We start from the raw sequence: 12,227 nt of genomic DNA on the forward strand, positions 1-12,227 counted from the left end.
CTTTATCATCACTTTATATCAGGTATTCTTTATGATGTTCTTCTCCTCTTAACACTCTTAAAGCACCCTCCGCAAGGGCCTGCAACTCATTTTCACCCGGATGTACAATAACATCTGCAATCCAATTTACTCGATTAGTTATATAGTTTATAAAATCCTGACTGAAGGCAATTCCCCCAGTTAAGATAATTGCATCAACTTTGCCCTCAAGGACAGCACTTGCTGCACCAATTTCTTTTGCCACTTGATAAGCCATGGCCTCATATACAAGTTTTGCCTTGTTATCCCCTGCTTTAATCATCTTTTCAACTTTTATTGCGTCGCTTGTATTTAAATAGCCTACAAGGCCACCTTGACCAACCAACATCTTCATCACTTCTTCTCGGAAGTAATCACCTGAATAACATAGTGCAACAAGATCACCAACAGGTACTGTTCCTGCTCGCTCTGGACTGAATGGTCCATCACCATGAAGCCCATTATTAACGTCAATTACTTTTCCACGTTTATGAGCACCTATTGTTATTCCCCCACCCATGTGTGTAACAATTAAATTAAGCTCTTCATATTTCTTGCCGAAATCCGCTGCTACTCGCCTCGCAACAGCCTTTTGATTTAATGCGTGAAAAATACTCTTTCTTTCTATCATTGGCAAACCAGAGATTCGGGCAATTGGTTCTAATTCATCAACTACAACCGGATCAACTATATACGAAGGAATATTCAATGCCGAAGCTATTTCATATGCTATAATTCCACCTAGATTTGAAGCATGTTGTCCAGCGTAGCCAGCTTTTAAATCCTTAAGCATTAACTCATTAACTAGATATGTACCACCCTCGATAGGTCTCAACAATCCTCCACGACCACATACAGCACTTATTTTAGAAATGTTAATAGCTTCGCTATCCAACGTTTCAAGAATCGTTTCTTTCCGAAATTCATATTGACTAATAATACTGTCAAATGAATTGATTTGATCATAGTCATGTCTAATCGTTTTTTCAAACATAGAGCGTTCATTTTCAAACACACCAATTTTGGTGGAAGTTGAACCAGGGTTGATAACTAGAATTCGGTAAACATTTTCTTGCAACATAAACCCTCCAAATGGTTGTAGCATCACTTTAACTAATAATAAAAATAGGAAAAATGAGGGTTTTTGAATATTATTTCAAAAATACTCCCCCATCTGGTTCTATGCGTCAGCAGAATTATCTTCTACTTAATATGTGATGACCATTTTGCAGAAATTGACTACGTGAATTACGCATTCTTTCAATGCGCTCTTCTGCTAATCGATCTGCTGCTTTGTAAGTAGGAATTCGGTCACGTTTTGCTATGTCAATTACTTTTTCAATATTATCGTATATGAGCTCAACTTTTTTTATTGCACGATCATAATTATATCCATATAATTCATCTGCCACATTAATTACACCACCAGCATTGATTACATAGTCTGGTGCATAAACAATTCCAAGTTCATGAATAACATCACCATGACGTGGTTCCCTTAGTTGATTATTGGCTGCTCCAGCAATTACTTTTGCTTTTAATTGTGGAATGGTTTGGTCGTTAATTGATGCTCCAAGTGCACATGGTGCATAAATATCGCAATCCACACTATAGATTTCATCAATTTCAACTGCTTTTGCACCAAAATCTTCTACAGCACGTTTCACTGCATCTTTGTTAATATCAGTTACAATTAATTGTGCTCCTTCTTCATGTAAATACTTACAAAGTGTATATGCAACATTTCCAACACCTTGCACAGCAACAATTTTACCTTCAAGAGAATCTGTGCCAAATGCTTCCTTAGCCGCAGCTTTCATCCCACGATAAACACCGTATGCAGTGACAGGTGAAGGGTTTCCAGATGAACCAAACGCTGGGGAGATCCCAGTCACAAAATCAGTTTCTTCATGAATAAGATCCATATCAGCTACAGTTGTCCCCACATCCTCTGCTGTGATATAGCGACCATTCAATCCTTGGATATAACGTCCAAATGCTCGAAACATTTCTTCATTTTTATCTTTACGTGGATCACCAATAATGACTGTTTTTCCCCCACCAAGATTCAAACCTGCGACAGCATTTTTATACGTCATGCCTTTTGCAAGGCGTAGGGCATCTTCGATTGCCGCCTCCTCTGTCTCATATGTCCACATACGTGTTCCACCTAGTGCTGGCCCAAGTGTTGTGTCATGGATTGCAATAATTGCTTTTAAGCCTGATTGTTTGTCTTGGCACAGTACCAATTGTTCATAGTCATACATTTCCATATATTTAAACATTTCCATTTTGTAATTTCCTCCCCTTACTATCTAAACCAGATGCATTATTTCTTTGAACAGCATACAGCTAATGCTAATGAATATAGCTTACTTTCAGCTGAATCTGATCTTGATGTCAATACGATTGGTACTTTTGCTCCCGCTACAACTGCCCCAACTTTTGCACCTGCAAAATAGATGAGCGATTTGTATAAGCTATTTCCTACTTCAATAGAAGGCACTAATAAAATATCTGCTTCCCCAGCAACTTCACTCTCAATCCCTTTTTGTTTAGCAGCAGATAATGAAACAGCGTTATCTAACGCTAGTGGGCCATCTACAATACAATCCTTAATTTGGCCTCTCTTGTTCATTTGCGTTAGAATTGCACCATCAACTGTAGCACTCATTGAAGGATTGATTGTTTCAAGGGCAGCTAATGGGGCTACCTTTGGCATGTGAACACCCAGAGCCCTTGCAATCGAAACTGCGTTGGCAACTATTTCAACCTTTTGTTCTAAGGTCGGAGATATATTCATTCCAGCATCTGTTACAAAGATTAATCGGTCATAGCCTTGTACTTCAAACACAGCAATATGAGAAAGTACTTTTCCTGTTCTGAGACCGTAATCTTTATTTAAAACAGCCTTAAGCAATGTCGAGGAATGCAAGTTTCCTTTCATAAGGATGTCTGCGTCCTGAGAATGTACTGCCTTTACAGCAAGTTCTGCTGATTTCTCTTTCGAGTTTGAATGAATGACTTTTATGTCATCATGCTTCACAAACGTTGGTCCTTTTTCTCTTAACAGCTGATTTATTTTCTCCCGATCACCAAATAAAAGGAATTTACCTAACCCGTGTTCAACCGCTTCAAGGACAGCTGATAAAACCTCTTCATCCTCTGCCACAGCAACCGCAATTGTCCGTTGAGAATAATCTTTTGCGCTTTGTACTAGCTCATTTAAATTCATTGAATATGAACCTTTCCTTTCTCATTTACCAGCTATCCTTATATCATGCAAAAAACGTGCCAACTCCTGAATCTTATGTAAATAAAGAGATTATCATTTTTCCATGCAAAACATTGCATGCATCTGCAGATTATTGCATGCTGTTATTTGCAAGGTTATATTTCTCAAGTTTATAGTAGAGACTCCTCAAGGAAATCTCCAATGATTTTGCCGTTAGGGTTTTATTCCCATTAAATTGAGCTAATTTTTTACTTATAACTTCAGCCTCGTATAACTCTAGTATCTCTGCGAGTGATCGTTCTGACTCAGCTTTCTCTACCTCTGTTTGCACTGTTTCTGGCTTGATGGCCTCCAATGATTTAAGGTGTTGAACATCAATTACAAATTCATTGGATTTCATAAATATTACCGCTCGTCCCAAAACATTTTCTAATTCTCTTACATTTCCAGGCCATTGATAATTCATTAAGTGATTAACAGCATCTTGGGTCAACCCTTCAATATTCCGACCATAATCTTGGTTTATCTTGTACAATAAATGCTGCGTTAACTCTGCTATATCTTGTTTCCGTAAGCGGAGGGGAGGGATATGAATAGGCATCCGATTTAACCGATAATATAAATCTTCCCTGAAAACACCACTTGCGATTGCCTTTTCTAAATTCACGTTCGTAGCTGCAATTACCCTTACATTTAATGTAATAGATTTAGTTCCACCAACACGAACGATCTCATGCTCTTGTAATACTCTTAGTAGTTTTGCTTGTGTACCTGAAGATAATTCACCGATTTCATCTAAAAAGATGCTACCATTGTTAGCTTCTTCAAACAAACCACGTTTCCCACCGCGCTTAGCACCCGAAAAAGCCCCCTCCTCATAACCGAACAATTCACTCTCAAGTAATGACTCCGAAAGTGCCGCACAATTAACTCTAACAAATTTGTTGAACTTTCGATCACTCGCATTATGAATAGCGTGAGCAAATAACTCTTTTCCTGTTCCAGATTCCCCTCTTAGCAAAACAGTTGCTGGGGTTTTAGCACCAAGCTTAGCCTGTTCAATTGCTACCTTCATTTCTTCCGATATTGCAACGATGTCCTCGAATGAATATTTAGCTTCCAAGGTTCTAATAATTTGCCTAGCTCTATGTAATTCATTTGTTAATGTACGAATTTCAGACATATCGTGAATGACTGCTACACTACCTTTTAATTTCCCATCAACAATAATAGGTGCAACATTTACAACAACGTCCTTTTTATTTGGCCCCACTTTAAGTTGGACACCACGAACGGCTCTTCTAGTAGTTAATACTTGCATATGCATACTTTCACCCTCAGATATATCTGCATCTGCTGGCTTGCCTATCACTTCTTGTTCACTTAATCCTGTTATTCTAGTATATGCAGGGTTAATAATAATGCCTCTCCCCTGCTCATCTACAACTGAAATCGCGTCATCAGAAGATTGAATGACGGCTTCAAGCATTGTTTGAATTTCTCTTAAGTTTGTAATTTCAGCAGCTAATGTAACAACTTCAGTTATTTCTTTGAAAACTGCAAAAGCACCGAATAAAAGTCCTGAATCATTAATCATTGGAATTCTTGTTGTAATAATCTTTTTTCCATTTTTCAGGACCAACTCTTGATTCACTTCAATTTTTCTTGAGGATAATACAGTTGGTAGCTTAGTCATAGGAATTACATCTCGAATATGCTTACCAAAAACATCTTCTTTCCTTAGTTCCGTTATCTTTTCTGCACTTTTATTAAATAAGATGACCTGGCTATTTTGATCTATGACAATCATTCCATCATGCGTCGAATTGAATATCAAATCATGTTTGTAGGATTCATCTTTCAATATTGATATAAGCGATTCTTTTTCTTCCATCAACTGTGCTGTTATTCTAGCAACAGCTCCAGGTATAACAACTGTATTCTTACCTCTAGATTCTCTTATTTCTTTAAAGACCTCTTCATCACCAGTAGCTTCAACGACAATATCAATATCATCAGAAAGATATTGACTCCAATCATTGTCTTCACAAATATTCAATTGTTTAGCTAAAAGCCTGCCAGGAGCATTTGGATTTGGGTCGATCACAGACACGATTTTCATCATTTTAGTATCATATAAATTTTTCAGGATGGCTGTCCCACCCTTACCTGCACCGACAATTAATACTCTTTGCAAACCATTAACCTCCCACTACTATCAATTTCCGAGTTAACACGGGATTTCATATATATATTGAACCATCTTAAACTCCTTCAAAAGCACAACCATTATTTATGTAGTTATGTAGCCGGAATCAATAATATGCAATTTTTTGCAAATTTTGATTTATCCAACAACTCATTGTGCAATCTCTTGCACATCTCTATCATACTTAAATTTTTGTATCTTGACAAATCTTTTTTTTAGCATAACAATCGTTATAGACCTTATTTTACGTTGAAAGGAATTTTTTACTCATGCAACGAATCATAGCCTTAATCATCATGTTAATCCCAGGTATTATTGCAGCTCTTGGGATCAAAATGATGAGAGACATGCTTTTTAATATCTTACACGCACCAATCCCAAATCTTTTTCTTCAATTTTTGATTGGATTTCTCTTTTTTGTTATAGGACTTGGATTTATAGCAGGGTTTGTCCTACACCGAGACCGTAAACGAAACAAAGTTCAACAACGATTTCAAAAAAAATAAGAGGCTGCATCGCAACCTCTTACTTTTACCTCTTCTTCAATTTAAGAGCTTTTTCGGGATAGTCCGTGATGATTGCATCACAGGAATACGAGATCATTTTTTTCATTCCTGCTTCATCGTTGATTGTAAAGGGACGAACACTAACATTATGTTGATGACATTCTTTTACAATATCCTCCCTAACTGTACGGTGGTAAGGATGTATGGAACGAAGTCCTAATTTCTTTGCATATTCCCACGGCTCATATATTTTTTCCATGTAAAGAATAGCAGCTTCAATGGAAGGATCTATCATATTAGCTTTCACCATACTTTCGTGATTGAAAGACGACAAAAACACTCTTTGTTTTAACTGATATCTGTTAATAAAATTAATCGTTTTCTGCTCAATGTCTGGATAATCAATTAAGCTGTTTTTGAGTTCAACATTTATGACAAGCTCATTTGATAGTGCCCATTCAAATACTTCCTCAAGAGTAGGTATCCCACAAAAACCATATTTATCACCAAACTTGTAACTTGCATCTAATTCTTTCAGTTCACTCGCCTTAAGGTCTTTAACCCAACCTGAACCATTTGTTGTACGGTCTACCTTATCATCATGAATAACCATTAAAACATGATCTTTTGAGAGATGCACATCTAATTCAATACCATAAGCACCAACACGCTCCGCCTCTTTAAAAGAAATCATCGTGTTTTCCGGATGAGTTCCTGCAGCACCTCTATGCCCTATAATCTTTGTCTTCCTCATATGATATGGACCTCCAATTTGTTATAATATATTTATATTTAAAATAATACAAAACGACAAACCATTTGGTTATCGCTTGGGAGGATAAAAATGAAACCACTACAAATAAGTGCCGATACAGCCGTAAAACTCGCTAAGGCTTTAGGTGTTCCACTAGAACAGATTATGCACATGCCTCAACATATATTAATTCAAAAAATGATTGAGCTAGAGAAAAACGAAGCAAAATAAGTTATTTAAACGTTATATGACCATTTCATTGGTCTATAACGGTTTTTATTTTAAACGTTCACTAAATGTAAAAACACCCATACTTGTTGATTACAACAAATAATAGGTGCTTTTCCTCGTTATCATAAATTATTATTGCATGATTCCCTTAGTCCTTACCCTCTCAAGAAGCCTTATGTTCCAAACGAAGTTTATCAGCAACCATCGCGATGAATTCCGAATTTGTCGGTTTAGCTTTTGACATGGATACAGTGTAGCCAAATAGTGAGGAGATGCTGTCGATATTTCCTCTGCTCCAAGCTACTTCAATCGCATGACGGATAGCACGTTCAACACGACTTGCTGTAGTATTAAATTTCTTAGCAATATCTGGATATAGAACTTTAGTTATCGAACCTAGAAGCTCAATATCGTTATAAACCATCGAGATAGCCTCTCGTAAGTATAAATACCCTTTAATGTGCGCAGGCACGCCGATTTCATGAATAATGCTTGTTATATTAGCATCTAGGTTTCTCGGTCCATTGTTTTCAGAATTTGATCTATATGTGTTTGTTTGTGAAGCTCTTTTTATTACAGATGTTGCATTACCACTTACTTGACGAATAGTAGCTCCAAGATTCTCCATATCAAACGGTTTTAAGATAAAATATGATGCACCTAAATCAACAGCCTTTTTTGTAACATCTTCTTGACCAAATGCAGTGAGCATAATAACGTTCGGCTGATTACTTTTGTTTACTTCACGAAGCTTCTCCAAAACAGCTAAACCATCTAAATGCGGCATAATGATATCAAGTAATAAAACATCTGGTTGTTGCTCCTGTAATAAATTCAAGCAATCCTGACCATTATAGGCAACGCCAAGTATCTCCATATCATCTTGGCTAGAAATATACTCTTCTAATAAATTTACAAGTTCCTTATTATCATCCACTACACAAACCTTAATTTTTTTCAACATATGTTCCTCCTCGATCTAAGTCGCACTTTAATATCTTTTGGTTATATCTCTATTCTAAAGAATGATTTCGACAATGCAATATAAAATCCTCTATTTTTTTAAAAAAAACGTAAAAAAACATTGAAATCTAGATTTTCCTCCATTATACTTAATGATTCGACTAAAAACGCCATTTGACAAAGATTACCCCTTGACTTTGTCGAATAATCTTTAATGGAAAAGCTAGAGAACAATACTAAGTAAAAAAAAGCTTTCTTTCAAAGCTTGTTGTTTAGATATATACCATTCAAATGTAGTTACAAGCAGGCTGAATACACGTAGACTCCTGCGGGATCAGTGGCCATAGTGAGACCCCGCAGGAGCATTAGCGACGAGGAGGCTCACTGGTCACCCGCCGGACGCGGAGTGTATTCAGCCTGCGGCTTTAAAAGCAACAACCTATAGGAAAACAGCCTAAAAAAAACAAAAAGCAAGCTCTTAGCTCGCTTTTTGTTTCTCGTCATTCTCATAAATATTAATACCCGCTTCGTTCAACATCCATTCAATGTGAACACCGTATCCACTAGTCGGGTCATTAACGAAAACATGTGTAACCGCACCAATCAATTTTCCATCTTGAATAATTGGGCTCCCACTCATTCCCTGAACGATTCCACCAGTTTTACTTAATAATCTTTCATCTGTAATCTTTACAACCATTCCTTTTGTAGCAGGAAATTTCTGTGGGACTGAACTAACAACTTCGACATCAAATTCCTCAACTTTGTCATTTTCAACTACAGTTAAGATTTTGGCTGGTCCCTCTTTCACTTGGTGAGAAAGTGTAATCGGAATTGCTTTGTCCATAATTCCGTTATCTACTTGTTTAGATAGTTCACCAAAGATTCCAAATGGACTGTTTCTTGTAATATTACCGATCACTTCTTTATCAGCAGAGAAACGAGCTAATTTTTCACCTGGTTCTCCATTACTTCCTTTATGGATCGATGTTACCGTGGATCTAACAATTTGGCCATCTTGAACAACGATCGGCTTTTTTGTATCCATATCAGAAATCACATGCCCTAACGCACCATATTTTTTTGAATTAGGGTGGAAAAATGTCATCGTGCCAATTCCTGCAGCAGAATCTCGAATATATAAACCGATACGATATGCATGATCATTTTTATCCTTCATCGGAATTAGTTTAGTTTTTATTTCTTCTCTTTCTCTTGCAATGACAAGATCTAAAGGTTTTCCTGTCTTACCTGATTCTTGAACGAATGGAGTAACATCACTCATCTTCTCAATTTTTTTCCCGTTAATCTCCTTGATAATATCTCCAACTTCTACACCAGCTATTTCTCCTGGTGATTGCTTTCCTTCAGCTGTATCAATTTGATGATGTCCGACAACCAATACTCCTAAAGTATTTAATTTAACTCCAATTGATTGTCCTCCAGGTATTACTTTAAAATCAGAAAGAACGTTAACATCCACTTTTTTAATAGGAATTCCTGCCATCTCAAGCATCATGTAACCTTCACCACTTTCTTTCGCATCAATCGAAAGGGTGTCATTACTTTTTGTTGAGGAGAAAGCTTCCACTTCAGTTCCCTGTATATTAGCTGATACTGGTAATGAAGTTTCAAATGAATATTCCTGTCCTTCAAATAAAGTTAATTGCTTCGGTATTTCAATCATCTCTTTTAAAGGCTGACAAAACCCTAAAGCTACAAGTGAAACAAGGAGAAATGCGCCTATTAATTTTCTTATTTTCTCTCTATTCAAATCAAATCACTCTCCTCGCTCCTAACCCACACACCTTACTTGGCTACATCCTTTAATTTGGCCTTAAAAGGCAACATTTATAACTATAAATCGATTTAAAAATGCTACCCTATTTGGATAGCATTACAAGTTTATTTTTTTGAGCTAGCTCTAACAGCTCTTTAGCATGCTCTGTTGTTAAATCTGTGATTTCTGCACCAGCGATCATTCGCCCGATTTCCTTGACTTTTCCATTTGATGACAATGGATTAATTGATGTTTTAGTTCGATCATTTTTGATTTCCTTCGAAATATACAAATGAGTATCAGCCATGGCGGCTACCTGTGGAAGATGTGTTATACAAATAACCTGTGATCCAACCGACACTCTGTACATTTTTTCAGCGATTGCTTGAGCAACACGTCCACTTACTCCCGTATCAACCTCGTCAAATATGATCGAAGTAATACCTTGGTGAACTGAAAATATACTCTTCATCGCTAACATAATTCTTGATAGTTCTCCACCTGAAGCCACTTTCGACAGCGGCTTTAATGGTTCTCCAGGATTGGTTGAAAGAAAGAACTCAATAATATCCACTCCATGATTTTTAAAGTTTCCACCATGATTAACATCTAATGTATTTGAAAAAACAATATCAAATGTAGTCTTTTCCATGTATAAGTCTTTTAGTTCCTGATGAATATTATCGATAAGAACTTTAGCAAATTGTTTCCTTAAAACTGTAATATTTTTAGCTTCAACTAATAAATCATCTGTCAAAGATTGTAATTCTTTATTTAGTTGATCAAGTAAGCCATCTCTATTTTCAATTGTCTCTACCTCATCTTGAATTTTAGCTGAATATTGAAGTATTTCATTAACGTCTTGTCCATATTTTCTCTTCAATCCTGTAATTTCATTCAAACGACCTTCAATAAAATCCAATCTTTCAGGGCTAAAATCCAGATTATCTAGTTCATCCCGAATTTTATATGAGATTTCCTCAAGTAAATAATAGCTATTAGAGACTGTCTCATGAATAGTCTTTAATTGGTCATCAAGGTCAGAAATCCCTTCAGTATGACTCATCGCAAGACCTACCCAATCAAGTCCCTTCTGCTCACCATGAAGCGCATCATAACTATTTTTTAACGTCCGGAATATTTTTTCATAATTTGAGATTTTTCGTTTTTCTTCCATTAACTCATGATCTTCGTTCGGTTGTAAACCAGCCTGTTCAATCTCCCTTAATTGGAATTGTATAAGATCCAAACGATGAGCCATTTCTTGCTCACTTTCAGAGAGTTTCTTGATCTTTTTAGTTAACTCATTATAACTTTTAAAAATAGTTTGATACTCTCTTAAGCCATTTGAAATGGCTTCTCCCCCATATTGATCTAAAAGAGTAAGGTGCTGTTCCTGGAACAAAAGATCTTGATGTTCATGCTGCCCATGAATGTCAATTAATGTTCTGCCGATTTCTCGGAGAATCGCAATAGTTACTAACTTTCCGTTAACTCGGCAAACACTCTTTCCACTAATTGAAATATCTCTTCTAAGAACAATCATTCCATCAGTAATATCAATTCCAAACTCTGCTGCACGTTCAAAACAAGGATGTTGATCATCATCTAGTAAAAAAAGCCCCTCAATTTCCGCTCGCTTTTCACCATAACGGACAAACTCAGAAGAACCTCTTCCCCCAACTAGTAGATGGATGGCATCAATTATAATGGATTTCCCCGCACCAGTCTCTCCAGATAAAACAGTTAAACCTTTCTCAAATGAAATGGAAAGTGATTCAATAATCGCAAAGTTTTTTATTGAAATTTCTGCTAACAAATAGAATCACGCCCCCCTTCCTTTTATATCTATTTCTTAAAGCATATCTATAAAACGTTGTGAGATCTCGTCAGTCACTTGGTCTGTTCTGCATATAATAAGGATTGTGTCATCACCACAGATGGTCCCTAAAATTTCATCCCAATCCAAATTATCAATTAAAGCTCCAATCGAATTTGCATTACCCGGTAATGTCTTCATAACAATCAATTGCCCTGCTCCATCAATCCTAACAAACGCATCCATCAGTGCGCGTTTTAATTTCTGTAGTGGGTTGAATCGTTGATCTGCAGGAAGACTATATTTATATCTTCCATCTTGCATTGGCACCTTAACTAAATGAAGTTCTTTAATATCTCTAGAGACAGTCGCTTGGGTCACATTGAACCCTGCTTCCTTTAAAATATCAACTAATTCATCTTGTGTTTCAATATCGTTATTTGTAATAATATCTCTAATTTTAATATGTCTTTGACCTTTGTTCATCTAGGCACCTCACAAAAAATAGATAACTCTGCTCACAATGTATTTTTATACCTTTTATGTTATATGATTATGGCAAGAAAGTACATTTTTTTCGGGAGTTTTTTTAAGAATGTCGAAAAATTCATTTCTCAAACACAAATAGAAGGATGACTTCCAGAAACCAGATAGCCGCATTTTAAAGTTACAGCTTTTTCCCTACAAGTGTAGAGTTGGTTCATTTCTGTTG

General features: G+C 36.4%; 11 protein-coding genes. 2 read left to right on the plus strand and 9 right to left on the minus strand.

Annotated features, from left to right (window positions below; translation table 11 throughout):
• Positions 1-13 precede the first annotated feature (13 nt).
• The 4 genes from buk to BLQ56_RS18195 all read right to left on the minus strand — a co-directional run bounded on the left by buk (position 14) and on the right by BLQ56_RS18195 (position 5,450).
• Positions 14-1,096, minus strand: coding sequence for a butyrate kinase (buk, locus tag BLQ56_RS18180; protein ID WP_090857745.1), 1,083 nt, complete (start codon positions 1,094-1,096; stop codon positions 14-16).
• Positions 1,097-1,214: 118 nt separating this feature from the next.
• Positions 1,215-2,309, minus strand: a complete 1,095-nt coding sequence (gene bcd / locus BLQ56_RS18185) for a branched-chain amino acid dehydrogenase (RefSeq protein ID WP_090857749.1) — start codon at positions 2,307-2,309, stop codon at positions 1,215-1,217.
• A 38-nt stretch (positions 2,310-2,347) separates the two neighbouring features.
• On the minus strand, positions 2,348-3,253 hold the full coding sequence (gene yqiS / locus BLQ56_RS18190) for a phosphate butyryltransferase (RefSeq protein WP_090857752.1): 906 nt from the start codon (positions 3,251-3,253) through the stop codon (positions 2,348-2,350).
• 130 nt (positions 3,254-3,383) lie between these two features.
• A complete protein-coding gene (locus tag BLQ56_RS18195; RefSeq protein ID WP_090857755.1) occupies positions 3,384-5,450 on the minus strand; it encodes a sigma 54-interacting transcriptional regulator in 2,067 nt (688 codons plus the stop codon).
• Positions 5,451-5,731: 281 nt separating this feature from the next.
• Between BLQ56_RS18195 and BLQ56_RS18200 the strand changes: the two genes are divergently transcribed.
• Entirely contained in the window at positions 5,732-5,968 is a 237-nt protein-coding gene (locus tag BLQ56_RS18200) for a DUF2627 domain-containing protein (protein WP_090857758.1), read from the plus strand.
• Between the two features lie 25 nt (positions 5,969-5,993).
• Here the strand turns inward: BLQ56_RS18200 and BLQ56_RS18205 are convergent, their stop codons facing one another.
• Positions 5,994-6,722 (minus strand): glycerophosphodiester phosphodiesterase, encoded by a 729-nt coding sequence (locus tag BLQ56_RS18205; protein WP_090857760.1) that lies wholly within the window; start codon positions 6,720-6,722, stop codon positions 5,994-5,996.
• A 90-nt stretch (positions 6,723-6,812) separates the two neighbouring features.
• On the opposite strand from BLQ56_RS18205, the gene BLQ56_RS18210 reads away from it, so the two are divergent.
• On the plus strand, positions 6,813-6,953 hold the full coding sequence (locus tag BLQ56_RS18210; protein ID WP_090857763.1) for a YycC family protein: 141 nt from the start codon (positions 6,813-6,815) through the stop codon (positions 6,951-6,953).
• Between the two features lie 163 nt (positions 6,954-7,116).
• Here BLQ56_RS18210 and spo0A read toward each other — a convergent pair whose 3' ends face one another.
• The 4 genes from spo0A to ahrC all read right to left on the minus strand — a co-directional run bounded on the left by spo0A (position 7,117) and on the right by ahrC (position 12,001).
• On the minus strand, positions 7,117-7,914 hold the full coding sequence (gene spo0A / locus BLQ56_RS18215) for a sporulation transcription factor Spo0A (protein ID WP_090857877.1): 798 nt from the start codon (positions 7,912-7,914) through the stop codon (positions 7,117-7,119).
• Positions 7,915-8,394: 480 nt separating this feature from the next.
• Positions 8,395-9,690, minus strand: a complete 1,296-nt coding sequence (gene spoIVB, locus BLQ56_RS18220) for a SpoIVB peptidase (RefSeq protein ID WP_090857766.1) — start codon at positions 9,688-9,690, stop codon at positions 8,395-8,397.
• Between the two features lie 109 nt (positions 9,691-9,799).
• Positions 9,800-11,515 (minus strand): DNA repair protein RecN, encoded by a 1,716-nt coding sequence (gene recN, locus BLQ56_RS18225; protein ID WP_090857768.1) that lies wholly within the window; start codon positions 11,513-11,515, stop codon positions 9,800-9,802.
• Positions 11,516-11,551: 36 nt separating this feature from the next.
• Entirely contained in the window at positions 11,552-12,001 is a 450-nt protein-coding gene (gene ahrC, locus BLQ56_RS18230; protein WP_090857771.1) for a transcriptional regulator AhrC/ArgR, read from the minus strand.
• Positions 12,002-12,227: the final 226 nt, after the last annotated feature.

Origin of the sequence: Litchfieldia salsa (assembly GCF_900104555.1) — a bacterium.
Classification (GTDB): Bacteria; Bacillota; Bacilli; order Bacillales; family Bacillaceae_L; genus Litchfieldia; species Litchfieldia salsa.